The organism is Stenotrophomonas capsici, from assembly GCF_034961085.1.
GTDB lineage: Bacteria > Pseudomonadota > Gammaproteobacteria > Xanthomonadales > Xanthomonadaceae > Stenotrophomonas > Stenotrophomonas capsici.
In genome coordinates, this window is the sequence record NZ_JAYFUH010000248.1 from 13,890 (window position 1) to 40,790 (window position 26,901).

24 protein-coding genes are annotated in these 26,901 nt (G+C 68.7%); all 24 read right to left on the minus strand.

Annotated elements, in window-relative coordinates; translation table 11 throughout:
• Position 1: 1 nt before the first annotated feature.
• Complete coding sequence (locus tag VA603_RS12560; protein ID WP_323439049.1) at positions 2-622, minus strand: protein phosphatase CheZ; 621 nt, start codon at positions 620-622, stop codon at positions 2-4.
• Entirely contained in the window at positions 622-1,014 is a 393-nt protein-coding gene (gene cheY, locus VA603_RS12565; RefSeq protein ID WP_165931126.1) for a chemotaxis response regulator CheY, read from the minus strand. Before cheY ends, VA603_RS12560 begins: the two co-directional genes overlap by 1 nt.
• Positions 1,015-1,027: 13 nt before the next feature.
• On the minus strand, positions 1,028-1,774 hold the full coding sequence (locus tag VA603_RS12570; RefSeq protein WP_132863162.1) for an RNA polymerase sigma factor FliA: 747 nt from the start codon (positions 1,772-1,774) through the stop codon (positions 1,028-1,030).
• Positions 1,771-2,655, minus strand: a complete 885-nt coding sequence (locus VA603_RS12575; protein WP_132863163.1) for a MinD/ParA family protein — start codon at positions 2,653-2,655, stop codon at positions 1,771-1,773. The genes VA603_RS12570 and VA603_RS12575 overlap by 4 nt, the downstream gene beginning before the upstream one ends.
• Positions 2,642-4,438, minus strand: coding sequence for a flagellar biosynthesis GTPase FlhF (gene flhF, locus VA603_RS12580; protein WP_323439050.1), 1,797 nt, complete (start codon positions 4,436-4,438; stop codon positions 2,642-2,644). The genes VA603_RS12575 and flhF overlap by 14 nt, the downstream gene beginning before the upstream one ends.
• Before the next feature lie 151 nt (positions 4,439-4,589).
• Positions 4,590-6,698 (minus strand): flagellar biosynthesis protein FlhA, encoded by a 2,109-nt coding sequence (gene flhA / locus VA603_RS12585; RefSeq protein WP_323439051.1) that lies wholly within the window; start codon positions 6,696-6,698, stop codon positions 4,590-4,592.
• On the minus strand, positions 6,695-7,825 hold the full coding sequence (gene flhB, locus VA603_RS12590) for a flagellar biosynthesis protein FlhB (RefSeq protein WP_132863166.1): 1,131 nt from the start codon (positions 7,823-7,825) through the stop codon (positions 6,695-6,697). The genes flhA and flhB overlap by 4 nt, the downstream gene beginning before the upstream one ends.
• A 129-nt stretch (positions 7,826-7,954) precedes the next feature.
• Entirely contained in the window at positions 7,955-10,075 is a 2,121-nt protein-coding gene (locus VA603_RS12595; RefSeq protein ID WP_323439052.1) for a putative bifunctional diguanylate cyclase/phosphodiesterase, read from the minus strand.
• A 166-nt stretch (positions 10,076-10,241) separates the two neighbouring features.
• Positions 10,242-11,033, minus strand: a complete 792-nt coding sequence (fliR, locus tag VA603_RS12600) for a flagellar biosynthetic protein FliR (RefSeq protein WP_323439053.1) — start codon at positions 11,031-11,033, stop codon at positions 10,242-10,244.
• 6 nt (positions 11,034-11,039) lie between these two features.
• Positions 11,040-11,309: a flagellar biosynthetic protein FliQ gene (locus tag VA603_RS12605; RefSeq protein ID WP_132863169.1), complete on the minus strand. Its 270-nt coding sequence runs from the start codon at positions 11,307-11,309 to the stop codon at positions 11,040-11,042.
• Positions 11,310-12,112: 803 nt separating this feature from the next.
• Complete coding sequence (gene fliP / locus VA603_RS12610; RefSeq protein ID WP_425603708.1) at positions 12,113-12,838, minus strand: flagellar type III secretion system pore protein FliP; 726 nt, start codon at positions 12,836-12,838, stop codon at positions 12,113-12,115.
• 59 nt (positions 12,839-12,897) lie between these two features.
• Entirely contained in the window at positions 12,898-13,308 is a 411-nt protein-coding gene (fliO, locus tag VA603_RS12615; protein ID WP_192285845.1) for a flagellar biosynthetic protein FliO, read from the minus strand.
• Positions 13,305-13,652 carry a flagellar motor switch protein FliN gene (gene fliN, locus VA603_RS12620; RefSeq protein ID WP_132863443.1) on the minus strand — a complete coding sequence of 116 codons (348 nt, stop codon included), beginning with the start codon at positions 13,650-13,652 and terminating at the stop codon, positions 13,305-13,307. The genes fliO and fliN overlap by 4 nt, the downstream gene beginning before the upstream one ends.
• Entirely contained in the window at positions 13,645-14,661 is a 1,017-nt protein-coding gene (fliM, locus tag VA603_RS12625; RefSeq protein ID WP_132863445.1) for a flagellar motor switch protein FliM, read from the minus strand. Before fliM ends, fliN begins: the two co-directional genes overlap by 8 nt.
• Positions 14,662-14,670: 9 nt before the next feature.
• The gene (locus VA603_RS12630; protein ID WP_323439055.1) at positions 14,671-15,219 is read right to left on the minus strand and encodes a flagellar basal body-associated FliL family protein; all 549 of its coding nucleotides are present in this window, start codon (positions 15,217-15,219) and stop codon (positions 14,671-14,673) included.
• A gap of 122 nt (positions 15,220-15,341) precedes the next feature.
• Entirely contained in the window at positions 15,342-16,403 is a 1,062-nt protein-coding gene (locus VA603_RS12635; RefSeq protein ID WP_323439056.1) for a flagellar hook-length control protein FliK, read from the minus strand.
• Complete coding sequence (fliJ, locus tag VA603_RS12640) at positions 16,400-16,852, minus strand: flagellar export protein FliJ (protein ID WP_132863452.1); 453 nt, start codon at positions 16,850-16,852, stop codon at positions 16,400-16,402. The genes VA603_RS12635 and fliJ overlap by 4 nt, the downstream gene beginning before the upstream one ends.
• Positions 16,849-18,234, minus strand: coding sequence for a flagellar protein export ATPase FliI (fliI, locus tag VA603_RS12645; RefSeq protein WP_323439057.1), 1,386 nt, complete (start codon positions 18,232-18,234; stop codon positions 16,849-16,851). Before fliI ends, fliJ begins: the two co-directional genes overlap by 4 nt.
• Complete coding sequence (locus VA603_RS12650) at positions 18,231-18,878, minus strand: FliH/SctL family protein (protein ID WP_425603702.1); 648 nt, start codon at positions 18,876-18,878, stop codon at positions 18,231-18,233. Before VA603_RS12650 ends, fliI begins: the two co-directional genes overlap by 4 nt.
• A complete protein-coding gene (fliG, locus tag VA603_RS12655; protein ID WP_132866087.1) occupies positions 18,875-19,861 on the minus strand; it encodes a flagellar motor switch protein FliG in 987 nt (328 codons plus the stop codon). The genes VA603_RS12650 and fliG overlap by 4 nt, the downstream gene beginning before the upstream one ends.
• Positions 19,862-19,871: 10 nt before the next feature.
• Positions 19,872-21,518 carry a flagellar basal-body MS-ring/collar protein FliF gene (fliF, locus tag VA603_RS12660; protein ID WP_132863456.1) on the minus strand — a complete coding sequence of 549 codons (1,647 nt, stop codon included), beginning with the start codon at positions 21,516-21,518 and terminating at the stop codon, positions 19,872-19,874.
• 12 nt (positions 21,519-21,530) lie between these two features.
• Positions 21,531-21,887, minus strand: a complete 357-nt coding sequence (fliE, locus tag VA603_RS12665) for a flagellar hook-basal body complex protein FliE (RefSeq protein ID WP_323439058.1) — start codon at positions 21,885-21,887, stop codon at positions 21,531-21,533.
• A gap of 226 nt (positions 21,888-22,113) precedes the next feature.
• Positions 22,114-25,626 carry a glycosyltransferase gene (locus tag VA603_RS12670; RefSeq protein WP_425603703.1) on the minus strand — a complete coding sequence of 1,171 codons (3,513 nt, stop codon included), beginning with the start codon at positions 25,624-25,626 and terminating at the stop codon, positions 22,114-22,116.
• Positions 25,623-26,894 (minus strand): CDP-glycerol glycerophosphotransferase family protein, encoded by a 1,272-nt coding sequence (locus VA603_RS12675; protein ID WP_323439059.1) that lies wholly within the window; start codon positions 26,892-26,894, stop codon positions 25,623-25,625. The genes VA603_RS12670 and VA603_RS12675 overlap by 4 nt, the downstream gene beginning before the upstream one ends.
• Positions 26,895-26,901 lie beyond the last annotated feature (7 nt).

Genomic DNA, 26,901 nt, shown 5'->3' on the forward strand with positions numbered 1-26,901 from the left:
CTTACAGCCCCAGGTCCGACAGCAGGTCGTCGGCGTCATGCTGGCTGACCGCATGGCGGTCCAGGCCATTGACCGCCGGACCAGCCAGGCCGGCGTTGCGCACGTCTTCCTCGGCCGGGGGCAGGCCCAGCGCACCAAAGCCCTCGTGCACGCGGCGGACGATGCCCACCACGCGGCGGATGATCTGACCGGTCAGGTCCTGGTAGCTCTGGGTCAGCGCCACTTCGGTGAGGTTGTGGCGGATGCGGTCCAGCAGCTGGTCCTGGTCGGCGTTGAGGCCTTCGGCGCGCAGGCGTTCGGTCAGCTCGCGGCATTCCTCGGCCAGGTCCAGGGTGCGGTGGGTGGCCTTCTCGGTCATCTCCACCACGTGGTCCAGGCGCGCGCAGGCATCGTCCAGCTCGCCGGCTTCGCTGGGCACGCTGGGCAGCTCGCCCAGTGCCTGGCCCAGCTCGCGGGCCAACCGGCCCAGCCCGGCCACCATCGGCTGCGCGCGCAGCGCGGCCAGGGCGTCGATTTCCTGGCGCCAACGGGTTTCATCACCGTTTTCCAGCGCGGCCAGCGCATCCTGCAGGCGCTGGATCAGGGCCGATTTGTCGCTCAGCGTCTTGACAGGCAGGTCCATCAGGCGCTCGCCGTCAGTCGTTCGAAGATCTTGCCCAGCTTCTCTTCCAGGGTCTGCGCGGTGAACGGCTTGATGATGTAGCCGTTCACGCCGGCCTGGGCGGCTTCGATGATCTGCTCGCGCTTGGCTTCGGCGGTGACCATCAGCACCGGCAGGGTCTTGAGCTTGGCATCGGCGCGGATGGCCTTGAGCAGCTCGATGCCGGTCATCACCGGCATGTTCCAGTCGGTGACCACGAAATCGAACGGCTGGCTCTGCAGCATGGCCAGCGCGGCATGCCCGTCCTCGGCTTCAGCGGTGTTGGTGAAGCCCAGGTCGCCGAGCAGGTTCTTGACGATACGACGCATGGTCGAGAAATCGTCGACGATCAGGATGCGCATGTTCTTGTTCAAAAGGAATTCCTCTTCATGGTTCCTCGAAGCCGGCGTCGGCCGACTCGAAAATCTTCAGCCGACCACGCAGGCGCAGCGTGGCCTGGCCATGGATCTGGCAGACGCGCGACTCGCTGACACCGAGCACCGCGCCGATCTCTTTCAGGTTCAGTTCCTGCTCGTAGTAGAGCGAGAGCACCAGCTGTTCGCGCTCGGGCAGCTGGCTGATGGCCCTGCCCAGCTCGGCGCCGAACTGGCTGCGTTCGAGCATCTGCTGCGGGGTGGGGCCGCCGGTGGCCGGGGTGTCCAGCTCGCCCTGGTCCTCGATGCGCGACTCCAGGCTCAGCACCTGGCCACGCGAGGCATCCTCGACCAGCCGCATGTACTCGGGCAGCGGCATTTCCATCGCCTCGGCCACCTCGGTGGCGCTGGCGGCACGGCCGCTGGCCTGCTCGAGGCGACGGATGGTGGCCGCGGCATCGCGGGCGCGACGGTGCACCGAGCGCGGCACCCAGTCGCCACGCCGGATCTCGTCGATCATCGAGCCGCGGATGCGGATCGAGGCATAGGTCTCGAACGAGGCGCCCTGTTCGGCGTCATAGCTGCGCGAGGCCTCGATCAGGCCCATCATGCCGGCCTGGATCAGGTCGTCGACCTCCACGCTGGCGGGCAGGCGCGCGGCCAGGTGGTGGGCGATGCGGCGCACCAAGTCGGCGTGCTGGGCAATGCACTCGTTGGCCGCATTGCGCTGGACTTCACGGTAATGGGCCGTTGCGTTCATGCGCTCACCTTCTGCTGGATGATGCGTTCCAGGAAGAACTCGACGCCGCCGCGCGGGGTGGTGGGGGCCTGCCAGCGCGCGGTGCGGCGGGCGATCTCCTGGATGGCCAGGGCGGCCGGTGCCGACGGGTACAGCTTCACCACTGGCTGCTGGCGCTGCACCGACACGCGCAGCCAGTCGTCCTGCGGCACGCAGCCCAGGTAGTTGAGCGAGACATCGATCAGGAACTTCTCGCAGACGCGCACCAGCTTCTCGTACAGGGCGCGGCCTTCGTTGGGATCACGGGCCATGTTGGCCACGACCTGGATGCGGTCCACGCCGCGCTCGCGCGAGAGCACCTTGATCAGCGCGTAGGCGTCGGTGATGGAGGCCGGCTCGTCGCAGACCACCACCACGGTGTCCTGCGCGGCCTGGCAGAAGGTCAGCACGCTGTCGGTGATGCCGGCGGCGGTATCGATGATCATCACATCCAGGTCGCGTTCCAGCTCGGAGAACGCGTTGACCAGGCCCACATGCTCGGCCGGCGCCAGTTCGGCCATGTGGCGGCGGCCGGACGCCGCCGGCACCACCAGCACCCCGTTCGGGCCTTCGATGATCACTTCCTCCAGCGTGCAGCGCCCGGCGACCAGGTCGGCCAGGGTGTGCTTGGGCTGCAGGCCCAGCACCACGTCGATGTTGGCCAGGCCCAGGTCGGCGTCCAGCAGCAGGGTGCGCTTGCCCATGCCGGCCAGTGCCACGGCCAGGTTGGCCGAGACATTGGTCTTGCCGACGCCGCCCTTGCCGCCGGTCACGGCGATGGTGCGCACCGGTCCAGCGGGCTCGCGCCGGGTGGCCGCGAGCGGGAAGGTGTGGGTCAGCTTGGCGTACTCACGCGACTGCATTGTTGAACTCCGGGTTGCAGGGCATATCGGCCGCGCGGCGCAAATCTTCAAGGCGAAGTACGAGATTGGCCGCCGAGGCCCGGTGCAGGTCCTCCGGCACGTCCTGGCCGTCGGTGACCCAGGTCACCGGCAGGCAGTGGTCCACGGCGATGGACAGGGCCGAGCCGAAGCGGCCGGTCTCGTCCAGCTTGGTCAGCACCACGCCCTGCGGGTTGGCGGCGCTGAAGCGGCGCACCACCTCATCCATGTCCTGGAAGGAGGTGTTGGCCGGCAGCACCAGCAGGGTGCGGATCTGGCCGGCGGCGCGCAGCCACTGCAGCTGGGCGGTGAGGGCGCGGTCGCGCTGGCCCAGCCCGGCGGTGTCGATCAGCACCAGCTTGTAGTCGGCCAGCTTCTGCAGCAGCTGGTTCAGGTCGGTACCGCTGTTGGCCTCGTGCACGGCGATGCCGAGCTGGCGGCCGAAGCCATACAGCTGCTCGCGCGCGCCGATGCGCTGGGTGTCGGTGGTGACCAGCGCCACGTCACGCGGGGCATGGGCCTCGGCGAAGCGCGAGGCCAGCTTGGCGATGGTGGTGGTCTTGCCGGCGCCGGTCGGGCCAACCAGGGCGATCACGCCACCAGTCTCGATCGGGTCGACCGGGGCGATCGGCAGCTTGCGCGAGATCAGGCCCAGCATCAGCCCGCGGGCACGGCTGGGGTCGGTGTCGGCCGGGATCTGCATGACCACGTCGCGGGCCAGGCCGGCGTCGAAGCCGTACTCGTCCATCAGGTCCAGCGCATTGGCACGCACCGCGCTGCCGCGCAGGCGCTCGTCGGTGAAGCGGTGCATCTCGCGCTCGATCATCTGGCGCATGCCGGCCATTTCCTGGCGCAGCTGGATGAGTTGTTCGTCGTCGCGGCGGGAGGCCACCACGCTCAGCGCCGCGGCGGTCTCGGGGGTGACCGGGATGGCGACCGGTGCCGCCGGTGCTGCAGTCACGGCCGGTACGGCCGGCGCAACGGGCACGACAGCTTCGGTCGTGGCCGCGGCAACCGGTGCGGTTACGGCGACCACCGGGGTGGCAGTCACGGGCGCTGCAGCCGGCAGTTCGGCCACTGCCGGTGCCGGGCTCGGCTCCGGCTGCGGCGGATCGATCTGGAACTGGGCGCGCTGCACCGGCGGCACCGCGTCGACCGTCGCGGCCTGGGGCGGCTCCTGGCTGGCTGCCGGGACCTTGGCGGCGACGCTGCCGGCAGGACGGAAAGCCGGCACCACCGGCGGTTCGTCAGCCAGCAGGGTGGCGAAGTGCTGCGTCGCCACGGCCGCCGGTGCCGGTGCGATCGAGGCGAATGCGGCGGGCATGGCCGCCGCCGGGACGATGGCGGCGGGGATGACCGGGGCTTCGGCGGCCGGCTGCTTGAGCAACGAAGCGAAGCGGCTGCCCGGCGCCAGTTCCACGCTGTTGTCGATCGAACGGCCGGTGGCACCCACGGCCGAGCGGGCCAGGGTGGCGACCGCGGACGTGGTGACGGCGACCGGTTCCGGCTCCGGGGTACGGCGACGGGTGACCGCGGCCATGATCGCTTCAGCGGCACTGCGCGGCTTGCTCGGGGCCGGCGGGGCCGGGCGGCTGGCTTCCAGCGCCTGCTGCACCACGGCTTCGTCGTAATGGGCGGCCGCCACGATCTCGACACCTTCCTCGATGCGGCGGTTGGAAAGGATGACCGCGTCCGGCCCATGCTCCTTGCGCACCAGGTTCATGGCGGTGCGCATGTCGGCGGCGACGAAACGTTTGATCTTCATGTTCTGGTACCGGGAGTGGGGCTGCCGCGAAGGAGTGGCGTTGGCGATGTCGTGCATGGCGTTGCGGGCTCCTTCGTGCGCGGGTGTTTCGGTCGGTTGGGTGTCTGTTTTCCGTCGCCGGCCCTTTCGGGGAGCCGGCTTCCGGGCGGCGTCAGCTGATCGTGCCGACCAGCTTCAGGCGCTTGTCCTCCGGCACCTCGCTGTAGGCCAGGACCGACAGCGAGGGAACGCTGTGGCGGACCAGGCGCGCCAGCGCGGCGCGGACCGGCGCCGGTACCAGCACGACCGCGGGCTCGTTGCGGGCCTCCTGCTTGCCGACGCAATCGGCAAGACTCTGGTGGAGGCGTTCGGCGAGACCGGGTTCCAGTGCGGCACCATTGCCTTGGGTGGACTCCTGCAAGACCCGTTCCAGTTGCGGGTTGAGGGTGAACACCGGCAGCTCCGGCGACATCCCGGCGATCTCCTGCACGATGAAACGGCCCAGCGCGTTGCGCACCGCCGCGGTGAGCGCGGTCGGGTCCTGGGTGACCGGCGCGGTTTCCACCAGCGCCTCGGCGATCTTGCGCAGCTGGCGGATCGGCACCCGCTCGACCAGCAGGTTCTGCAGCACGCGCGCGATCGTGGACAACGGCAGCGCTTTGGGCGAGAGGTCCTCGGCCAGCTTGGGCGCGCTCTTGGCCAGGGTCGCCAGCAGCTGCTGCACTTCCTCGTGGCCCAGCAGTTCGGGTGCGTGTTCGCGGATCAGGTGCGAGAGGTGGGTGGCCACCACGGTGGCCGGGTCGACCACGGTGTAGCCCAGCGATTCGGCGTGGGCGCGCTGGTGTGGCTGGATCCAGGTGGCGTCCAGGCCGAAGGCGGGATCCTTGCCGGCGATGCCCTCCAGCTTGCCCATCGCGCTACCGGGGTCCAGCGCCAGCTCGCGGTCGGGGTGGATGTCGGCGGTACTGACCGGCACGCCGTGGATCAGCAGGCGATACGCGGTGGCCGGCAGCTCCAGGTTGTCGCGGATATGCACCGGGGGAATCAGGAAGCCCAGGTCCTGGGTGAGCTTGCGACGCACACCCTTGATACGTGCCATCAGCTCGCCGCCCTGGGCCTTGTCGACCAGCGGGATCAGCCGGTAGCCGACTTCCAGGCCGAGCGGGTCGACCGGGCGCAGTTCGTCCCAGCTCAGCTCGGCGGTGGGCGAGGGCTGGGTGGCCGACAACCCGGCCAGCGCGCCGTCGCCGCCGTCCGCGGCGGCGGACTTCTCCTTGCCGGCGTTGGCGATCTCGCGCTTCCACAGCTTCCAGGCCACGAAGCCCAGCACCGAAGCCAGGGTCAGGAAAGCCAGGTTGGGCATGCCCGGCACCAGGCCGACCAGGCCGAGAATGCCTGCGGTGATGGCCAGGGCGCGGTACTGGCCAAACACCTGGCCGGTCATTGCCTGCGCCATGTCCTGCGAACGCGAGGCGCGGGTGACCAGCATCGCCACCGCGCTGGACACCAGCAGCGCCGGCAACTGCGCCACCAGGCCGTCACCGATGGACAGCAGGGTGTAGGTGGCGGCGGCGTCGCCGACCGGCATGCCATGCTGCAGCACGCCGACCGCCAGGCCACCGAGCAGGTTGATGAACAGGATCAGGATGCCGGCGATGGCGTCGCCGCGGATGAACTTGCTGGCACCGTCCATCGCACCGTAGAAGTCGGCTTCCTCGCGGACCTCCTCGCGGCGCAGCTTGGCTTCCTCGCGCGTCAGCAAACCGGCGTTGAGGTCGGCGTCGATGGCCATCTGCTTGCCGGGCATGGCGTCCAGCGTGAAGCGCGCGGTCACTTCCGACACGCGTCCGGCACCCTTGGTGATGACCACGAAGTTGATGATGGTCAGGATCGCGAACACCACGATGCCGACCGCGTAGTTGCCGCCGATCACGAACTCGCCGAACGCGGCGATCACCTTGCCGGCGGCTTCATGGCCGTTCTGGCCGTTGAGCAGGATCACGCGGGTGGAGGCAACGTTCAGCGCCAGCCGCAGCATCGTGGTGACCAGCAGCACGATCGGGAAGATGGTGAAGTCCAGCGGGCGCTTCACGTACACCACGGCCAGCAGCACCATCAGCGAGATGGCGATGTTGAAGGTGAACAGCGCGTCCAGCACCGGCGCGGCCAACGGCACCACCACCATGGCCAGCAGCGCCAGCACGATCAGCGGCGCGCCCAGGCCGTGGCGGAGCATGTCCAGCAGGCGGCGGCCCGGCGAGGTGGTCAGCTGCGCGCTCATGGGCGGCCCTCCGGACCAAATTCATCCACGTCGAGCGGCGGCAGCTGCGGCATCGGGCCGGTGTTCCACTGGCGCAGCTGGTAGACGTAAGAGAGGACCTGGGCGACGGCCGAATACAGTCTCACGGGGATTTCCTTACCGAGTTGGCTTTCCCGATACAAGGCGCGTGCCAAAGGCGGGGCCGAGACGATGGTGACGCGGTTGCCGTCGGCCACCTGGCGGATGCGCAGGGCCAGCTCGTCCACGCCGCGGGCGACCACGGTGGGGGCGTTCATGCGGCCGCCCTCGTACTTCAGGGCCACGGCGTAGTGGGTGGGGTTGACCACCACCACGTCGGCGCTGGGCACCGCTTCCATCATCCGTCGCTGGGAGAGCTGCATCTGCATCTGCCGGATGCGGCCCTTGACCTCCGGGCTGCCCTCGCTTTCCTTGAGCTCGCGCTTGAGCTCCTCGCGGGTCATCTTGAGCTTCCGCAGCCAGTTCCATTTCTGGTACGGCGCATCGATGGCCGCCAGCAGGGCCATGGCGCCGGCGGTGGCCAGCAGCAGCTTCATGGTGAAGCCCAGGCCGTTGCCGGTGGCACTCTCCAGCGGCTGGTGCAGCAGCCCGCGCAGCAGGTCGATGCCGTGCCAGATGCACAGGCCGCCGGCGGTACCGACGAACAGCACGCGCAGCACCGACTTGACCAGCTCGGCCACCGCCTCGGCGCCGTACAGGCGCTTGAAGCCGGTGAGCGGGTTGAGCCGGTTGAGGTCGGGCATCAGCGCCTTGTTGGAGAAGCGCAGGCCGCCCATCAGCACCGGGCCGATGAAGCTGGCCAGGAGGCAGACCAGCAGCAGCGGCCAGAACGCCAGCATCAGCCGCAGCAACATCCAGCCGGCATGCCCGAACAGGGCGTCGGTGGAGTGGAGCAGGGCCGGCTCGGGTGCCAGGGCCGCCTTCATCCATTGCCGTGCCGAGGCCGCCATGGAACCGGCGCTGGCATGCAGGCCGAGCACGGCCGCGGTGAACACGGCGGCCGTGGCCAGTTCGCGCGAACGCGGGATGTTGCCGTTCTCGCGGGCCTCGCGCAGGCGCTTTTCAGTCGGGAGTTCGGTCTTTTCCCCGGCCTGTTCGTTCTCGGACATTGCGCGGTCTGGATGAAGGATTCATCCCGTGCCGTGCAAGAGCCGTTCCGCTCGGTCTCACTGCCCTTGAAGACATGGCCCGTCGGTGGCGGTGGGGAAGCCGGCGGCCGTTGGCCGCCGGTGCCGCTGTCAGGCCTGGTGGTTCTGGTAGGCGGACAGGCGGGCGTCCAGCGCCGCCTGCCGCGAATCGCCGCCATGCAGGCGCATGAAGTTCTCGGCGCTGACCGGGCGGCCGAGCAGGTAGCCCTGCAGGTGGTCGCAGCCCAGCCGCTCGACGTAGGATCGCTGGCCAGGGGTTTCGATGCCCTCGGCCACCACCGACAGGTTCAGTGCGTGGCCCAGCGCAACGATGGCCGAGACGATCACCACGTCCTCGTCGCTCTCCTCCAGCGCCACCACGAAGGCGCGGTCGATCTTGATCTCGGTGGCCGGGACCCGCTTGAGGTGCAGCAGGCTGGAGAAGCCGGTGCCGAAATCATCGATGGAGATGCCCACGCCCAGCGCCGCGACGCTGCGCAGCACGTTGATGGCGTTGTCGGCGTCGCGCATTACCGCGCTCTCGCTGACCTCCAGGATCAGGCGCGAGGGCGGCAGCTCGTGCAGCTCCAGCGCGTTGCGGACCTCATCGAGCAGCTGCGGCGAGCCGAGCTGGCGCCCGGACAGGTTCACCGAGATGCTCCACTCGGTGTTGCCGGCGTCATGCCAGCTGCGCATCTGCCGGCAGGCCTCGTTGAGCACCCAGTTGCCGAGCGTTTCCATCAGCCCGTTGAGCTCGGTCAGGCGGATGATGCGTTCGCTCGGGACGTAGCCGTGTTCGGGGTGGCGCCAGCGGATCAATGCCTCCGCGCCGCTGATCCGGCCAGTTTCGGCATGCACGCGCGGCTGGTAGTGCAGGGACAGCTGCGGGCCGCCGATGGCCTTGCGCAGGTCCTCGAGCAGGCGCCGGTCCTGCTCGGCGTTGTCGTTCATCCATTCGGCGAACAATGTGTGCCCGTTGCGCCCGGCCTGCTTGGCGTAGCGCATGGCGATCTCGGCCATGTTGACCAGTGGCGGGGCGGACTGGCCGTGCTCGGGGGACAGGGCGATGCCGAGGCTGCCGGTGATGCGCATGTCACGGCCGCCGACCCGCACCGAGTTGACCGCCAGGATGATGCGCTCGGCCTGGGCTTCGATGTCCTTGCCGTCGGTGACCGGCATGGCGATCACGAACTGGTCGCCGCCGAGCCTGCCCACCAGCTCCTCGTTAGGGAACAGCTGGCGCAGGCGTTCGGCCACGTCCACCAGCGCGGCATCGCCGGCCTGGGGGCCGTAGGCGCCATTGATGTGGCGGAAGCCATCCAGGTCGATGGACATCACCGCGCAGGCCTGGCCGGCTTCCAGCAGCTGCTCGATGCGGTCATGGGCCAGCTGGCGGTTGGGCAAACGGGTCAGCGAGTCGTGCTGGCTGGCGTGGAACAGCTCCTTGCGGGCATCGTCCAGCGACGCCACCAGCATCGAGTTGCGCAGGTGCAGCAGGCGCGACTGCATACGCTGCTCCAGCAGCGAGAAGATCAACACGATCGCCATCACGCCGACGGTGAGCAGCACCACGCAGGCCGCCAGCCACTCGGTGGGTACGCCTCCGCTGCGGGCCGCGCCGCAGACCGAGCCGGCGGGGAAGTTGGCCGCCGCCATGCCGGTGTAGTGCATGCCGACGATGGCCAGGCCCATGATCACCGAGGCGATCAGCCGCGGAGGCAGGGCCTGCTCGGCGGTGCGCAGGCGGAAGGCGATGTACAGCGCGCTCCACGAGGCCACCACGGCGATGACGATGGAAAGCACGAACCAGAGGCGGTCGTACTGGATATCCGGCTGCATGCGCAGGGCGGCCATGCCCACGTAGTGCATCCAGGCGATGCCCAGGCCCATCAGCAGCGCCCCCAGCGCCAGACGCAGGTGCGGCAGGGTCGGTTGCGATACCAGCCACAACGCGAACAGCGATGCGGCGATGGCCACCAGCAGGGATTGCAGGGTCAGCCACAGGTCGTAGCCCAGCGGGATCGGCAGGCGGAAGGCGAGCATGCCGACGAAGTGCATCGACCAGATGCCGGCGCCCATCGCCACGCCGCCGGCGATCAGCCAGCGCGCCGCGGTGCGGCGGGGTTGGGATGCCGATACCCGCGAGGCCATGTCCAGGGCCGTGAATGAGGCCAGGATGGCGACAAGGATGGACAGCACCACGAACAACGGGTTGTAGCTGCCTGCGAGCATCAAACCCCTCCCTAGTTGATCAGGCCGTCGGCATGCCGCCGCGGCAAACCGCATGGACGCTCCATCCCCCGGCCATGCTTCGGCCAAGACTATCCACGGGTCCCCGACAGGCGGCAAGGGGGCGTTCCGGCCAAGCATGTGGCAGAAGCAGGAGCTGCGCAGTCCGTCACATTGTCACTTGCCGGGCCGCTTCGAAGGCCGAATCGAACAGGCGTTGCACCGGCGGGCCCATCTCCCCGGCCAGCAGGGTCAGCAGGAACAGGCCCAGCAGCAAGGCCACCGGCAGGCCGAGCTGCATCGGGTTCAGGGCCGGCGCGGCACGGGCCAGCACGCCGAATGCCAGGTTGATGGCCAGCATGGCCACGGTCAGCGGCAGGGCCAGCGACAACGCACCACGGAAGATCTGCACCGCCAGCGTTGGCGCCAGTGCGGCCATCGCGTGTGGATCGGGCAGGGCGGTGCCGATGGGCAGCGCCTTGTAGCTGTCCACCAGCAGCGAGACCACCGCCAGGTGGCCGTTGGTGGTGAAGAACAGCAGGCCGAACAGCAGGTAGAACCATTGGCCGATGACGCCGGAGCTGCCGCCGCGCAGGGGGTCGGTCATCTGCGCGAAGGCCAGGCCGGTGCTCTGCGCGATCATTTCGCCGGCCATGGCGCCGGCCTCGAAGATCAGCCGCAGCAGGAAGCCCATGCAGATGCCGACCGCCAGCTCGCGGGCGATGGTCAGTAGGGTGACCGAGTCGAAGCCGTAGAACAGCGGTACCGGCGGCAGTATCGGTGCCAGCGCCACCGACAGGGCGATGCCCAGCAGGACGCGGACCCGTGCCGGCACCGCGCGGCTGCCGACCATGGGCATGGCCATCAGCATGGCGCCGATGCGCAGCATGATCCAGAGCGTGTTGCCGATGATGGCGAAGGCCTGCTGGCCGTCGATCATCGTCCCGGTTGCCGAATCCATGCAGCGCTACCCGATGAGGTGGGGGATGCGCTGGAACAGCAGGATGGTGAACTCGACCAGATGGCCGAGCAGGAGGCTGCCCAGCGCGAACAGCGCCGCGGTGAGCGCACCGGCCTTGGCGACGAAGGCGATGGTGGGTTCGTTGAGTTGGGTGGCGGCCTGGATGATGCCGACCACGACGCCGACCACCAGCACGGTGAGCAGCAGCGGGCCAGCGATCCAGAGGGTGGCGACCAGGCCACCACGCAGTTCGGTCAGGGCAAGTTCGGGACTCATGCGGGGATGGATGCAAGGTTGGTGCCAGACGAAGGTCAGCGGCTGGGTGCCAGGTTTCCGACGTTGCTGGTGCTTAGGGTGTTGCCTTGCATTTGCTCTTGCTGTTGCTGTTGCAGTGGATTTTGACGTGCCGGGTTCCCTTCCGTAGCGACGGAGCTGGCAGACAAGACCCCGAACGGGGCGCCGCACAAGGATGTGCGGCGTTTTTCGACGAGACAGGGACGTCTCGTCGAAAAATCCTGCCGGCGGAGTGGACCCGCGATGCGCAGCATCGTGGGCGCGGAGGCAGGGTGTGCTTTCTTTTGGTTAGCTTTTCTTTGCACAAGCAAAAAAAAGTAACTCGCTCCCCGAAGGGGAGTGAAAGCTCTCGATCTGACTTTGGTTTTGGCCCCTTTCGCTTTCATAAATACAGCAATGACAGGAGCAAAGGCTTTCGTGCCCCTAAAGGGGCGCGAGCCACCTTTCTTTGCTTGTGCAAAGAAACCTGGCGCAAAGAAAGCACACCCTGTCTACGCGCCTTCCGCGCTGCGCGCTCCAGGTCCACTACGCTGTCGGGATTTTTCGACGGGACGTCCCTGTCCCGTCGAAAAACGACGTGCATCCATGCACGTCGCCCCTGCGGGGTCTTGTCCGTCAGCTCCGTCGCTACGGAAGGGAACCCGGCACGTCAAAATCCACGGCAACGGCAACGGCAACGGCCGAAGCCAAACTCAAACCCAAGAAGCCGCCGTCGGTTGCTGGGCCGGAAACAACGAAGCCGCGAGGTGATCGCGGCTTCGTGCAATGACTCCATGAGCGGTGGCTCAAACGGCGTTGAAGCTCGCGGCAAGCGTGCCGACCACCAGCACCCAGCCGTCCACCAGCACGAACAGCAGGATCTTGAACGGTGCCGACACCAGCATCGGCGAGAGCATCATCATGCCCATCGACATCAACACGCTGGACACCACCAGGTCGATGATCACGAACGGGATGAAGATCAGGAAGCCGATCTCGAAGGCGGTCTTCAGCTCACTGGTCACGAACGAGGCGACCAGCACCGGGAACGGGATCGCATCCGGGCTCGCATAGGCGCCATGACCGGCCAGACCGGCGAAGGTCATCAGGTCGGTTTCGCGGATCTGCGCCAGCATGAAGGCGCGCAGCGGCTCGGTGGTCAGCGTCCAGGCGGTCTGGAAGTCGATCTGGCCATCCAGGTACGGCGCCATGCCGGTGGACCATGCTTTGTCCCAGACCGGCATCATGATCATCGCGGTCAGGAACAGCGACAGGCCGAGCAGGATCTGGTTGGACGGCGTCTGCCCGGTGCCCAGCGCCTGGCGCAGCAGGCCCAGCACGATGATGATGCGGGTGAAGGCGGTCAGCACCAGCAGCATCGACGGCAGCAGGGTGATCGCCGTCATCAGCAGCAGCGTCTGCAGCGGCAGGCTGACCGGCGCGCCGCCGACCTTGCCGACGTTCACGTCCGGAAGCGACGGCAGCTGCGGCGCGGCGGGCGCTGCCCAGGCGAACAGCGGCAGTGCCAGCATCGCCAGCAGCGCGAACAGTTGCCAGCAGGTGCGGGAGTTGAAGCGGTGGACCGGCATGATCAGGAGTCCTTGCGCAGCTTCTGTGACAGCAGCTGGGCGAAATTCGGGAGTTGTTTGAGGTTGGGCAGCGTCGGTGCCGGTGCCTGCGGCAACGGCTCGGGCAAGGCATGCAGGGTGCTGATGCCGCCGGGGCTCACGCCCAGCAGCAGCTGCTGGCCGTTGACGTCGACCACCACCACGCGCTCCTTGGCGCCCACGTTGAGGCTGGCGACCACCTTCAGGCCTTCGGCCGGACGGAACTGGCCGCCGGGCAGGCGCTTGAGCAGCCAGCCCAGGCCGACGATCAGGCCGAGCACCATCAACAGCATGAACACCGCGCCAAACAGGCTGGGCGTGGTCGCGGCATGCTGGCCGACCGGCGTGGCCAGCTTGCCGGCGGCCGGTGCGACGGCGGCGAGCAATGCGATCAACGCAGTCTCCGGATCCGCTCGCTGGGGCTGACCACGTCGGTCAGGCGCACGCCGAAGCGGTCGTTGATGACCACGACCTCGCCATGCGCGATCAGGGTGCCGTTGACGAACACGTCCAGCGATTCGCCGGCGCCACGCTCCAGCTCCACCACCGAACCCTGGTTGAGCTGCAGCAGGTTGCGGATCGGCAGGCGCGCGCGGCCCACTTCCAGCGACAGCGTGACCGGAACATCCAGGATCACGTCCAGGTCCAGGTCGGTGCCGTTGCCGCCGTCGGCCTGCAGGTTGGCGAACTGCGCCGGGGTGGCGGTGTTGCCGGTCGCGTTGGATTCGATGTCATTCATTGGATGTTTCCTGGATCACTGGAACGTTGGGTCGCTTGCCCGGGGGATGGGTGGCGATGATCTTGATCGCGTTGCGGTCGTTGGCCACGCCGAACTCACCGGTGAACACCGGGATGCCTTCCACGCACAGCGGCACCTGCTTGGGCATGTCGATGGGCAGGATGTCGCCGATCTTCAACTTGGTCAGTTCGCGCAGGCTCATGCGGCGGCTGGCCAGTACGCTGGACAGCTCCACCTCGGCGGTATCGAGTTGCTCGCGCACCATCACCGCCCAGCTCTCGTCGCGGTCGTTGCGGTCGCTCTGGATGCCGGCGTCGAGCAGTTCGCGGATCGGCTCCAGCATCGAGTACGGCAGGGTGATGTGGATGTCGCCGCCGCCGCTGTCCAGCTCCACGTGGAAGCGGCTGACCACCACGTACTCGCGCGGGCTGACGATGTTGGCGAAGTGCGGGTTGATCTCGGAGTTGATGTAGTCGAAGTCGACGTTCATCACCGGACCCCAGGCCTCGCGCATGTCGGCGAAGGTCTGCTTGAGCATCAGCTGGATCACGCGCATCTCGGTGGCGGTGAACTCGCGGCCCTCGATGCGGGTGGGGTAGCGGCCATCGCCACCGAAGAAATTGTCGACGATGGCGAACACCAGGGTCGGCTCGAACACGATCAGCCCGGTGCCGCGCAGCGGCTTGAAGCGGATCAGGTTGAGGTTGCTGGGCACGTACAGCGAATGCAGGTAGTCGCCGAACTTGATCAGCTCGATGCCACGCACCGACAGCTCGGCCGAGCGCCGGATCAGGTTGAACAGGCCGATCCGCCACAGACGGGCGAAGCGCTCGTTGACCATCTCCAGGGTCGGCATGCGGCCGCGGATGATGCGGTCCTGGCTGGCGAAGTCATAGGAGCGGGCCTCGCCCGGCGCCGGACCGGGGTCCACGGTGTTGACGCTGCCCGAGTCGACGCCGTGCAGCAGGGCATCGATCTCGTCCTGGGACAGCAGGTCGTTGATGCTCATGGCGGCGCCTTATTGGGTGACGAAGCTGGTGAACAGCAGTTCGTCGACGCTGTTCTTGCCGGTCTCGGCCTTCATCAGCTTCTGCACCTCGACCAGCGCGGCGGCCTGCAGCTTCTCCTTGCCGGCACGGTCGGCGATCTGCGCCGGCTCGACCTGGGAGAACAGCATCAGCAGCTTGGCGCGGATGGCCGGGGCGTGGGTCTGCAGCGCCTGCAGGGCCAACGGGTCGCGGGTCATCAGCTGCACCTCGACCTGCAGGTAGCGCGGGCCGTCGATGGAACTGTTGAGGTTGACCACGAAGGCCGGGTCCAGCGCGAAGTACTGGGCCGGGGCGGGCAGGGCCGGGGTTTCCACCTTCGGCGTGCTGGCAGGCGCGTTGTCCCGGGTGTAGTACCAGACGCCGCCGCCGGCGGCACCGGCGGCGATCACGGCGATGAGTGCGGTGATCAGCAGCGGACGCTTGGACTTGCCGGGGGCGTCCTTGGCGGTTTCGGGTTTACGGGTTTTGTCTGCAGCAGCCGCCACGTTGAACTCCTCAGGAATGCTGAGTCCATACATGCAAGCGGCGTGCCGTAGCGCGGGCGTCAGGACCTTGACGCGTCGTCGGCTGTGCGCCGGAAGGTGCCCCCTCCGTAGGGGCAGCCTCGGCCGCGAAGCCGGGGCGGCTTCAGGCGCGGGCTTTACGCGTAGGCGTCGAGCAGGCCGCGCAGGCGCAGGGTCTGCGGCCGGGCGGCGGGCAGGTCCGTGCTGTCCTGGGCATGTCCGAGATCATCACCGCTCCCGTGTTGGCCTTCCTGCTGCGGGGATTGCTGGCCGACGTCGGCATGGGCCAGTTGCAGGCCCTGCTCGCCGAGCATCTCGCGCAGGCGCGGCAGGCTGTTCTCCAGCGCCTGGCGCACTTCCGAATGGGCGCTGGTGAAGCTGGCATGGACGCGGTCGCCGTCCAGCTGCAGCTTCACGTCCACCTGGCCCAGGTCGTGCGGCGTGATGCGGATCTGCGCGTGGCCGATCTTCTGCTCCGCCAGCCAACTGACGCGGGCGCCGATGGCGTCGTCGAAGTCGTCGCCCTGCAGGTCGGGGGTGGGCGTGGGCGCCTCCAGCCGGACAGCGCTGGTGCGCAGGTCCGGGCCGTTCTGCAGTTGCAGCAGCTGGTTGAAGGCGGTGGACTTGGGATCGACGTTGATGTCGACGTCGATGCCCTTGTCGCCGCCGGTCTTGTCGCCGATGAGGGTCTGCTCGACCTGTTCCTGCGTGGCGGTGAGCTCGGCACTCTCCGCTGCAGGCGTCGCCGCGATGCTGGCGGCGGTGACGGGCAGGGTCGCGGTCGGTGCAGCATTGGCCGGCGCCGGAGCGGGGGGCTGGACCGGCGCCGGGACGGGGGCCGGTTCAAGCGGCGCGGCCAGCAGGGCGGTCAGTCCTAGTGGCGGCCAGGGCGCGTCTTCCACCGGGGCCTCCTTGTCGGGCGTGGCGGGTGTGTCGGTCGCCCGGCTGGCCTCAGCCGCAGGGCTTTCTGCCTCGGTGGCTGTATCGTCGTTGCCTTTGGCGGGGGCCGTACTGGTGTTGCCGTCCTCGGCAGCGACGCCGCTGTTCGATGCCTGCGCGGGGGCGGGCTTGTCCTGCAGCAATGCATCAAAGCGGGACGGCTTGCCGCCGTCGCTGCCGCCACTGGCGCGGCTGCTGCCGGTGCCCGTGCTGCTGGCAGTGTCGCTGCTGACCAGTGAGGCAGTGCCGAGCACGTTCATGCGCCGCTCCCGTCATCGCCGTTCCTGGCTTCGCGGGCGCGACGGGCGCCGAGATCGTCCATCTCGCGCTGGTCGCGGCGGTTCTCTGCCTGCTTTTCCTGCGCGCGGTAGCTGGCCGCCAGCTGCTCCAGCACCTGCTTGTCGCGGCTGGCCAGCAGCAGGCGGGCGCGCTCGGCGTCCACGCGCTCGCGGTTGCTGTCCACGGTGCGGCTCTGCGCCTGCACCGCGTTGTCCAGGCGGTCGAGGAAGGCGCGGCGGTTGAGCAGCTGCGCGGCGCTGGTGGTGGCCAGCTGCGCCGAGGCGTACTCGTCGGCGTACTGGCGCAGCTCGGCCAGGCGGCTCTGGTGCATGTCCAGGGCCTGCTGGCGCTCGGCCAGGGCCTTGGCGACTTCATCTTCCTTGTCCTGCGCGCGGCGCAGCAACGGGTCCAGGCGACGGGACGGGCTCATGCGGGCTTCTCGCTATCTACCAGTTGTTGCAGGGCATTGAGGCTGTGGGACAGGTCGGCCGAGGCGTGCACGTCCTGGCCGAGGAATTCCATGATTTCCGGCCAGCGGTCCAAGGCCTCGTCGGTGACCGGGTCATTGCCGCGCTGGTACGCACCAATGGCGATCAGGTCGCGGTTGGCCGAATAGGCCGAGACCAGGCGCTTGAGCTTGCGGATGCGCGCGCGCCAGACATCGTCGGCAATGTCCTGCACCACGCGGCTGACCGAGGACTCCACGTCGATGGCTGGGTACAGGCCGCTGTCGGCGACCCGCCGCGACAGCAGGATGTGGCCGTCGAGGATGGCGCGGGCGGCATCGGCGATCGGGTCCTGCGGGTCGTCGCCTTCGGTCAGCACGGTGTAGAAGGCAGTGATCGAGCCGCGGCCCTTGGCACCGTTGCCGGCGCGTTCGACCAGCGCCGGCAGCTTGGCGAACACCGATGGCGGGTAGCCACGGGTGGTCGGGGGTTCACCCACCGACAGGCCGATCTCGCGCTGTGCCTGGGCGAAGCGGGTCAGCGAATCCATCAGCAGCAACACGTTCAAACCCTGGTCGCGGAACCACTCGGCGATGGCGGTGGCACGGTAGGCGCCATGCAGGCGGGCCAGCGGCGGCCGGTCGGCGGGACTGGCCACCACCACGGCGCGGCGCAGGCCTTCCTCGCCCAGCGTGGTTTCGACGAAATCGCGGACTTCGCGGCCGCGCTCGCCGATCAGGCCGACCACGATCACGTCGGCGGCGGTATAGCGGGTCATCATGCCCAGCAGCGTCGACTTGCCGACGCCGGAGCCGGCGAACAGGCCGACGCGCTGGCCGCGGCCGATCGGCAGCAGTGCATTGATCGCGCGCACGCCCACGTCCAGCGGCTGGATGATGGGTTCGCGCGCCAGCGGGTTGATCGCCACGCCGGCCATGCCGACGTTGCCTTCGGCCCGGATCGGGCCCTTGCCATCCAGCGGCACGCCATCGCTGTCGATAACGCGGCCAAGCAGGCCTTCGCCCACCTCCACGCCCCCTCGCTTGTAAGAGGGCACCACGCGCGCATTGGGCAGCAGGCCGTGCAGTTCGGCACTGGGCATCAGGTAGGTGCGGTCACCGGAGAAGCCGACCACTTCGGCGTCGACCCAACCGCCGTCGATGACCTCGACCTTGCAGCTGGCGCCCATCGGCGCCTCGCAGCCGACCGCTTCCAGGGTCAGGCCGATGGCCCGGCGCAGGATGCCTTCGCGCACCAGGCCATGGCCGGCACCGCCGGTGCCATCCAATGTGATGCCATCCAGGCGCGCGGCCAGGCGCAGGTTGCGTGCGGCCGCCCATTCGGCCGGGGCAGGGGACAGGCTCATGGGGTGGCTCCGGCGCGGCGCAGCACGGTGCCCAGCGCCGCGCGCAGGCGCGCGTCGAGGGTGCCGTCGATGCGCACCGACTCGGCGTGCACGCGCAGGTCGCCGCGGCTGAGGCTGGTATCCGGGGCCAGGCGCTGGCCCTCGGGCAGCGCCAGCAGGGCGCTGATGGCGGCGATGTCGTCCGGGTGCAGGCGCACCTCGACCTCGCGCTGGGCGCCGCTGACGGTCTCCAGTGCTTCGTTGACCAGCGCCGCCAGCAAGGACGGGTCGGCTTCATAGGCCCGGCCGATCAGCGCCCCGGCGATGCGCACCGACAGTTCGCCGAGCGCGCCGACCACCTCGTTTTCCAGCCGCACCAGCGGCCGGCTGAAGTTGTCCAGGATGCCTTCGATCTGGGCGATCAGGCGCCGCACTTCGGCCTGTCCCTGGGCGTAGCCTTCGCCGTGACCCTGCTGGAAGCCTTCATCCTGCGCGGCATCGCGAATGGCCTGCACTTCCTCCAGGGTCGGCAACTGCAGCGGTGGCGGTGCCGGCTCGTGCGCGGTGATGGTCTCGATCTCGTCCGGCACGCCCATGGGCGCCGGCTGCAGGGGCGCCGAGCCGCGGGTGAGGTCCGGGGCGTGCCAGCGCACGACGTTGCTCACAGCATGGCCTCCGCGCTGCCGCCGATGGTGACGGTGCCTTCATCGGCCATGCGCTTGACGATGGCCAGGATCTCGCGCTGCGCGCCTTCCACGTCGGACAGGCGCACCGGGCCGCGTGCCTCCATGTCCTCGAGCAGGATCTCGGCCGCACGTTGGGACATGTTGCGGGTGATCTTGTCGCGCACCTTGATGTCGGCGCCGCGCAGGGCCAGGCCCAAGCGCTCGCCGCTGACCTCGCGCAGCACCAGCTGCATCTCGCGGTCGTCCAGGTCGACCAGGTCGTCGAACACGAACATCAGGTCCTGGATGCGGCTGCCCAGCGGGGCGTCCACGCGCGCGATTTCGGTCAGGATCACCTGGTCCTGGCCGCTGTCCATGAAGTTGAGGATGTCGGCCGCGCACTGCACGCCGCCGATGCTGGACGACTTCAGGTTCTGGTTGCCGGCGAACTGGCGCTCCATGATCTCGTTCAATTCGTTCAACGCATTGGGCGGGATGCCGTCCAGCGTGGCGATGCGCAGCAGCACGTCCACGCGGGTGCGCTCGGGCAGCAGCTTGAGCGCATCGGCGGCCTGGTCGTTCTCCAGGTGGGCCATGACGATGGCGATGATCTGCGGGTGTTCGTTGCGCACCAGGTCGGCCACCGCGCGCGGGTCCATCCACTTCAGCGCATCCAGACCGGTGGTGTTGCGGCCGAGCAGGATGCGGTCGATCAGGCTGCTGGCCTTGTCGCTGCCCAGCGCCTGCACCAGCATGTTGCGGATGTAGTCGTCCGAGCCCACCGACAGCGAGGTTTTGTTGCCCAGCTCGGCGCCGAAGTCGTCCATCACCTGCTGCACCTGCTCGCGGGTGACGTCGCTGAGGGTTGCCATGGCGATGCCGATCTTCTGCACCTCCTTCGGCTCCATGTGGCGCAGCACCTCGGCCGCGTCGGCCTCGCCCAGCGAGAGCAACAGCACGGCGGCGCGCTGCACGCCGGACATCTGCAGGGTGTCAGTCATTGGCCACCCATCCCTTCACCACCTGGGCGACGCGCTTGGAGTCGGAGCGGACCGCCTCGCGCGCCATGCGCAGGCGTTCCTCGTAGGCATCCACCGGCAGCGCCAGCGGCGCGGAGCCGTCGAGCTGCAGACGGTCGTTGCCGAGGGCATCGGGCATGCGCAGGTCATCGTCCATCACTTGCACGTCGGCGCGCAGCGGGTCCTCGTCCCTGGCCAGCGCCTTGGGGGGACTGGAGATCTGGCGCAGGGCCGGGCGCAGCACGCCGAACAGCAGTGCCAGCACCACGATCGCGCCCAGGCCCATGCGCAGCCAGTCGCGCAGCTGCGGGTTCTCCCACAGCTTGGGTTCTTCCACCGGCAGGGCCTCGCGCACGAACGGGGCATTCATCACCGACACGGTGTCGCCGCGTTCGGCGCTGAAGCCGACCGCCTGCTTCACCAGTGCCTCCACGCGGGTCAACTCGGCCGCACTGAGCGGCTGGTCGACCGTCTTGCCGTTGCTGCCGGCGCGCGGCACGTGGTCGACCAGCACGGCGACGGACACGCGGTTGACCCGGCCCGCCGGCTGGCGGGTGTGCTGCAGGGTGCGGTCCAGCTCGTAGTTGCGGGTGGCGTTCTTGGAGGTTTCGGTCGGTGCGGCGGCGGTGGGCGCCGGCGCGGCGGCGGGGCCGGGCGGGGTGTTGCTGGCCGCGCCGGGCACGCCCTGCGGGCCGGCCACGTTGCTGGTGTTCTCGCTGATCTGTTCGCTGCGCACCTTCTGCGGCTCACCGTTGTACAGCTCACGGGCTTCCTCGGTGACCGAGAAGTCCATGTCCACGCTGACTTCCGGGTTGACCCGGCCGGCACCGGTCATCGGCTCCAGCAGCTCACGGATGCGCTGGTTGTAGGAGTTCTCCAGGCGGCGCACCTGGTCGAACTGGGCGGCGTTGAGCGCGGCATCGCTGTTGGGGTCGGCGATGGTGAGCATGCGGCCGCTCTGGTCGACCACGGTCACCCGTTCCGGGGCCAGGTCCGGGATGCTGGAGGCCACCATGTGCACGATGGCGTCAACCTGGTTGCGTTCCAGCTGCTGGCCGCCACGCAGTTCCAGCACCACCGAGGCGCTGGCCACGTCGCGCTGGCGGGTGAACGCGCTGGGCTTGGGAATGGCCAGGTGCACGCGGGCGTCACGCACCGGGCGCAGGCTGGTGATGGTGCGGACCAGCTCGGTTTCCAGCGCGTGCTGGTAGCGGGCGTTCTCCACGAACTGGCTGACGCCGAAACCGGGGTCGCGCTCCATCAGCTCGAAGCCGAGCCGCCCGCTGTCGGTCAGGCCGGAGCCGGCCAGCTTCAGGCGCGCATCGTGCACGTTGGCTTCCGGCACGGTGATGGCGCCGGTGGCCGCATCGAGCTTGAAAGGGATCTGCGCCGCCCGCAGCAGGTCGGTGGCCTGGGCCGTGGCCTTGTCATCCAGGCCGGTGTACAGCGGCACCATCGGTGCCTTCTGCGACCAGAAGAACACGAACAGGCCCGCCGCCACGGCAACGGCGATCATGGCCATCAGGCCCAGCCGGCGGGTGATCTGCAGGCTCTGCAGACGGTCGAACCAGGCCCCGGCCTGCTCGGTGTTCAACGATTCTTTGGACAGCGCGAATGCCATGCGTCTGGATCCTTACAGCGGCATGTTCATCACGTCCTGGTAAGCCTGGACGAGACGGTTGCGGACTTCCACGGTGGCGCGGAACGCCAGCTGGGACTGTTGGGCGGCGACCATCACCTTGGCCAGGTCGGCGCCGGGCTCACCGCGTTCGAAGGCGGCCGCCAGCTGGCCGGACTTCTGCTGGGTTTCGTTGACGCTCTTCAGTGCGCCCTGCAGGGTCTGGCCGAACGACGGTGCATTGACGGCGTTGCCCCCGGTCAATCCCTCGATGGCGTTGCTGCGCGGCAGGTCGCCGGTCGGCGCCACCTGGCCGACCTGGTTCTGCAGGCTGCGGATCTGGGAAAGGACGGAGGTGATGGAGTGGGACATCGAAACGGGTTCCGGTAGCAGTCGATCTGCAGGGGAGGTTGCAAGTTGCGTGCCGGAACCCGGAGGCCTTGATCTACGTGAATGAGGATGGCGCGGCGTCGGGAAACCGACGGGTTGATGGCGCACGACGGTTCGCCGACTGGCCGTCTGGGTGTGGATGCCGCCGTAACGACGAACGCCCGCGCGGGGCGGGCGTCGGGGCGGCGACGGATTCCAAGCACGTGGCTCAGGGCAGCCAGGCGTTACGCCATTCCTGCAGGTTCGCCCCCTCCAGCATCCAGTCGCGGTGCACGGCCTCGCGCAACCGAGCACCCGCCTGCGCGCTGGCAGCGGGGTCGGAGAGATGGTCGCGGATGGCCGCCACCCATTCGCGGTGACGGTTGCGCACGCCGGTGACCGGCAGTGATGGGTTCCGGTACGGTCCGACGTCGCTGCACACCACCGGCACGCCGCAGGCACCGTACTCGAGCAGGCGCAGGTTGCTCTTGCAGGTGTTGAAGCGGTTGTCCTCCAGCGGCGCGATCGCCAGGTCCAGCTGCAGGCCGGCCAGCGCACGCGGGTAGAGACGGATGTCCACGCCGGAATGGAACTCGGCCACGTACGGCAACAGGCGTTCCGGGCACATGCCGAAGAACACCCAGTCCACGTCCGCGGCAAGTTCGATGACGGCATCGGCGACCAGTTCCAGGTCGCCGGTATGGCCGACACCACCGGCCCAGCCGACCCGGGGCTTGCCCGGGGCAGGACGCGGCGGATGAGGCAGCGCCGTCCACCATGCAGGTGGCAGCAGGTTGCGTACCACGCGGATATCGGTGTGCAGGCCGTGCAACGCCTCGGCCAGCTGCGGCGTGGACACCACGCAGCGGTCCACCATTCCCAGCGCCCGGCGCATGCTGCGCAGGACATCCTTGGGCATGTGCTCGCGATGGATGTTCTTCAGCGGCAGGTTGGGCAGGTAGTCATCGATCTCGTAGACAGTGAAGGCCCGCGAAAAGCGGCGCATGCGCTGGATGCTGGCCAGGTCCGCGTCGCTGATGCGGCGCTGCAGGATGACCACGTCCGGATCGATGCGCGCCTGTTCGACCGGATCCAGCACGGTGGCGTACAGGACCCCCTCGGCCAGGCCGGCCTGCTTCAGTGCCTCCAATGGCTGGATCACGCGGTAGTGGCCGCTGCCCCAGGGGTCGGCTGGCTGCGCGAGGAGGCGTGGCAGCGGGCGCCAGGGCAGGGGCTGCCAGGAGAAATCGGATTCGCCGAGGCGGAAGCCGCCCGGGACGTCCAGGCGCAGGCTGGGGTTGTAGGCCGGATCGTGGGCGAGTGCGGGCAGCCAGCGCTCCAACAAGGCCGACTCGGCGGGTTCGGGCAACGGCGCGGCCTGGACCGAATGCAGCAGCAGGGCATCGGGCGTCCACACGGTCAGGTAGCCGCGTTGACGCGCGCGCAGGCACAGGTCCACGTCGGCGCCGTGATCGGCGAAGGTGGCGTGGTCGAAGCCGTCCAGCCCGGCGAACAGCTCCGCGCCGATCAACAGGCAACTGTCGGACACGGCCGTGTAGTCCTGCGCGACCTGCAGGCGGTGCATGTAGCCCGGCGCGTCCATCGGCATGCCGGCGAAGGCCCGCCCGCCGCTGCCGAGCAGGCCAGGCACCAGGCCTGCGTGGGTAATGCTGCCATCGGCGGCGATGGTCTTGCCGCCGACGACGCCCACCTCGGGGCGAAGTGCATGGTTCAGGAGCGCGTCCAGCCAGTGCGGCTGCAACGCGGCCACATCGGCGCGCAGGAACAGCAGGAACGGGCTGCTCGCCTGCCCGGCGGCGACATTGCAGGCGGCCGCGTGCGGCAACGGTGGGTCAAAGGCAAAGGCGCGGATGCGACCCCCGGCCAATGGTTCGACCTGCTGCATCCATTGGCTGGCGTCGGGCCCGGCGTCGTTGTCGATCAACAGCAGCTCGTAGTGCGGGTAGGCGGTCTTCTCCAGCAGGGAGACCACGCAGCGCTCCAGCGACGCCAGCACGGTGTCGCGGGAAACGACCAGGATCATGGTGACCGGCGGCTGCGCCCGGTGGCCATGGTCGACCCGGTACAGGCCGTTGCCGCGCGGGGTGACCACTGCATCGGGGTATCCCCGTGCGTGCAGGTGCGCGGTGATGACCTGTTGCCGGGCAGCGTCGTCGGCACGGGGCGGGGCGCAGCTGAGCAGGGGTTCGGGGATATGCGTGATGCCTTCCAGCCCGCCGTGCTGGACCAGGCGCAGGATCAGGTCGAGTTCGGCTGCAGCACCTGCATCGGCATCCAGCCCGCCGATCGCCAGCGCGGCATGCCGGCGGAACAACCAGTGCCCCGCCAACTGCGTCGGGTTTTCCAGCAGCAGGTCCAGGTTGATTCCTGGCCGCAGCGAGGGTGCCAGGTTGTGCTGCGCATCCACATGCCACTCGTCGCAGTACAAGGCGCGTGCGGGGGCATCATCGTGGGCGAGCGCCGCCAGCAGCCGTCGCAGGCCGGCAACATGGAACTCTGCACCGGCCTCCACGAACAGCACCCAGTCGGCAGGGCTGGTGCGCAGGGCCTCGTCCAGCGTGGTCCCGGCAGCGAGCCGGCGGTACGCCGGGTCCAGTCCATCGGGCGCGTGCCCGGCGCCGAGGATGCAGCGGCAGACCACCTCGGCGGTGCGGGCTTGCAGTGGCAGGCTGCCCAGCGTCCTGCGCAGGGCACTGGCCGGCTGGCCGTCCGCGCGGATCACGATCTCCACGCTGTTGCGTGGAAGCTGCTGCAACGCGGTGTCCAGCGTCTGGCGCTGCGCGGGGTTGAGCTGGCGACGTGCCTGCCAGTCGTGCAGCGGCCAGCGTGCCTGCGCGATCAGCAACGCCTGTTCCAGCGCCGAGACCAGGTCCACCTTTTCCGCCGGCCGGTGCCCGTCGAGCGGTGCAATGGTTACTTGACGGGTGTCGCCGCCGCGATACCAGCCCAGATTGCGCAGCGCCTGGCGGAATGCCTCGTGCCAGTTCTCGGCGACACCGGGGCGATCCCGTCCGCGCTGGCTGAACTGGTGGCGCGAAATACGGAAGTCGACCAACGGGCGCGCACTGATCGCCACCGGGCCCTGATGCAGCAGTTTGACGTACATGGCCACGTCGGCCAGCCAGGCAATGTGGGTGCCGTCGAGCGTGGCCAGCTGCTCGCCCATCGCCAGCAACGGGGCGCGCCGGCACAGTGCGACGCTGGGCTCGCCAAGGAAGTTGAGGGTGTGGTCACCGAAGAAGTCGATCAGGTCGCGGCCGTCGATGCATACGTCATGGTTGGCCGGGAAAGCAGTGGGAAGCTCATCGGGCAGGGGCATCCCGGCCTCATCGATGAGCCGGCGACGGGCGGTTGCCAGCGCAAGGCCCGGAACGCGCTCGAACGACTCCAGCAGGGTTGCGATGCAGTCCTCGTGCAGCACATCGTCATCGTGCAGGAACTTGATGTATTCGCCTTCGGCCAGGCTGATCGCACGCGCGGTGCTGCGCACCTCCCACAGGCGGGTGGGGTTGCGCGAGTAGCGCACGGGGAAGTCCACCCGTGCAGCGAATGCCTCCACGGCCGTCTGTACGTAACCGGCAGCCGAATCGTCGCAGACCACAATCTCCAAGGGGCGATGGGTCTGCCGGCGCACGCTTTCCAGGGCCTGCAGCAGCCAGCGGGCCTTGTAGGCCGGGATCACCACGCTGACCAGCGGAGCGGGGGAGGGGGACGGGTTCATTGGCATCGGGCAGGGCTGTTTGCAGCGATCGCGGCGTGGATCCGTTGCACCACACGGTGGGAGTTGTTGGCATCCAGGTGCTGGAAGAACAGGCGACGGGCGGTGAGGTAGCGCTCGTCCGGTGGGTGCTGTGGTTGTGCGAGCGCGGCGTCCAGCGCGGTGAGCAGGGCCGGGAAGGTGGTGGTCATCGGCCCCGGGAACGCCAGCTCCAGGTCGTACAGCAGCCCGTTCTGGCGGGTGCGGTAGTGCTCCAAGTCATAGGCGAAGCCGAGCACCGGCAGGTCCAGGTAGAGCGCATCGATGTAGACCGACGAGTAGTCGGTGATCACCAGCGCGCTTTCGCGCAGCAGCGGTGCAATTTCCTGGAAGTGCGCGTGGCCCAGGTCCAGCAGTACATCACCATCGAGATGGCGGGCCGGGTCCAGTGGCGCCGGCGCGTTGACCAGATAGTGGCCGCGCAGGCCGAGCACCGCGTCATGGCGGCGCAGTACCTGCTTCAATTGCGTGACCTCGTCATCGCTGAAACGGTATGCCCGTTCGGTGGCGACGCTGGCATCGCGGTAGGTAGGCGCGTACAGCACCAGGCGCCGTCCGCCGCGCAGCGCCCGTACCCGGCTGGCTTCTTCGCGCAGGCCAACCGGCAAGGCGTCCTCGGCGATGCGCAGGAAGTCGTTGCGCGGCAGCCCGGTGACCCAGACATGCGTCGGTGGCAGCGGATGGAAGATGGCCGCCATCGCATAGGCATCGATGGCCGAGGAGGCCACCAGCCCGGTGTAGAAACGGCGTTCGCGGCGCCGATGCCGGTCGCGGTCGCCGTGCTGGCGCTGGTCCGGGTTGGCCAGTGCGAACAGCCGCTTGAGCGGAATGCCGTGCCAGAGGTTGATGGTGACGCGCCGGTGCAGCCAGGGCCGAGGCGCAGCGTAGCGACCGTTGCGCCAGGGCAGTGACATGTCCAGGGCGGTGGAGTTGGTCAGCAGCAACACGCCGCAGCGGGCGAGCGCCCACAGGCCGGCCAGCGAGTCCAGCCGGACCACGCGGACGTGCGCATCATCGTGTACGTCCGGCGGCCGTTGGCCGCCACGCACAAACACCCGGCAATGGACGCGCGGGTCGTCCTTCACCTGCTCGAAGACCGCGCGCGCGTTCTCGATGAACTGGCCGGGCTTGAGCGGATGGTCGAAGAATGCCCAGTGATCGCTGCGCTTGGGGACCAGCAGGTCCAGCAGCCGCCACGCCAGCAGCAGCGGCTTCCCCAGCCATGCGGGCATCACGGCC

What these genes read in the sequence shown, in the direction of transcription:
- VA603_RS12560 (WP_323439049.1), bottom strand. Translation starts at nt 622, where the DNA reads ATGGACCTGCCTGTCAAGACGCTGAGCGACAAATCGGCCCTGATCCAG.
- VA603_RS12570 (WP_132863162.1), bottom strand. Translation starts at nt 1,774, where the DNA reads ATGAACGCAACGGCCCATTACCGTGAAGTCCAGCGCAATGCGGCCAAC.
- VA603_RS12575 (WP_132863163.1), bottom strand. Translation starts at nt 2,655, where the DNA reads ATGCAGTCGCGTGAGTACGCCAAGCTGACCCACACCTTCCCGCTCGCG.
- flhF (WP_323439050.1), bottom strand. Translation starts at nt 4,438, where the DNA reads ATGAAGATCAAACGTTTCGTCGCCGCCGACATGCGCACCGCCATGAAC.
- flhA (WP_323439051.1), bottom strand. Translation starts at nt 6,698, where the DNA reads ATGAGCGCGCAGCTGACCACCTCGCCGGGCCGCCGCCTGCTGGACATG.
- flhB (WP_132863166.1), bottom strand. Translation starts at nt 7,825, where the DNA reads ATGTCCGAGAACGAACAGGCCGGGGAAAAGACCGAACTCCCGACTGAA.
- VA603_RS12595 (WP_323439052.1), bottom strand. Translation starts at nt 10,075, where the DNA reads ATGCTCGCAGGCAGCTACAACCCGTTGTTCGTGGTGCTGTCCATCCTT.
- fliR (WP_323439053.1), bottom strand. Translation starts at nt 11,033, where the DNA reads ATGGATTCGGCAACCGGGACGATGATCGACGGCCAGCAGGCCTTCGCC.
- VA603_RS12605 (WP_132863169.1), bottom strand. Translation starts at nt 11,309, where the DNA reads ATGAGTCCCGAACTTGCCCTGACCGAACTGCGTGGTGGCCTGGTCGCC.
- fliP (WP_425603708.1), bottom strand. Translation starts at nt 12,838, where the DNA reads ATGCTGGCACTGCCGCTGTTCGCCTGGGCAGCGCCCGCCGCGCCGCAG.
- fliN (WP_132863443.1), bottom strand. Translation starts at nt 13,652, where the DNA reads ATGAATGACATCGAATCCAACGCGACCGGCAACACCGCCACCCCGGCG.
- fliM (WP_132863445.1), bottom strand. Translation starts at nt 14,661, where the DNA reads ATGAGCATCAACGACCTGCTGTCCCAGGACGAGATCGATGCCCTGCTG.
- VA603_RS12630 (WP_323439055.1), bottom strand. Translation starts at nt 15,219, where the DNA reads ATGTATGGACTCAGCATTCCTGAGGAGTTCAACGTGGCGGCTGCTGCA.
- VA603_RS12635 (WP_323439056.1), bottom strand. Translation starts at nt 16,403, where the DNA reads ATGAACGTGCTCGGCACTGCCTCACTGGTCAGCAGCGACACTGCCAGC.
- fliJ (WP_132863452.1), bottom strand. Translation starts at nt 16,852, where the DNA reads ATGAGCCCGTCCCGTCGCCTGGACCCGTTGCTGCGCCGCGCGCAGGAC.
- fliI (WP_323439057.1), bottom strand. Translation starts at nt 18,234, where the DNA reads ATGAGCCTGTCCCCTGCCCCGGCCGAATGGGCGGCCGCACGCAACCTG.
- fliG (WP_132866087.1), bottom strand. Translation starts at nt 19,861, where the DNA reads ATGTCCGGCGTGCAGCGCGCCGCCGTGCTGTTGCTCTCGCTGGGCGAG.
- fliF (WP_132863456.1), bottom strand. Translation starts at nt 21,518, where the DNA reads ATGGCATTCGCGCTGTCCAAAGAATCGTTGAACACCGAGCAGGCCGGG.
- fliE (WP_323439058.1), bottom strand. Translation starts at nt 21,887, where the DNA reads ATGTCCCACTCCATCACCTCCGTCCTTTCCCAGATCCGCAGCCTGCAG.
- VA603_RS12670 (WP_425603703.1), bottom strand. Translation starts at nt 25,626, where the DNA reads ATGAACCCGTCCCCCTCCCCCGCTCCGCTGGTCAGCGTGGTGATCCCG.
- VA603_RS12675 (WP_323439059.1), bottom strand. Translation starts at nt 26,894, where the DNA reads ATGCCCGCATGGCTGGGGAAGCCGCTGCTGCTGGCGTGGCGGCTGCTG.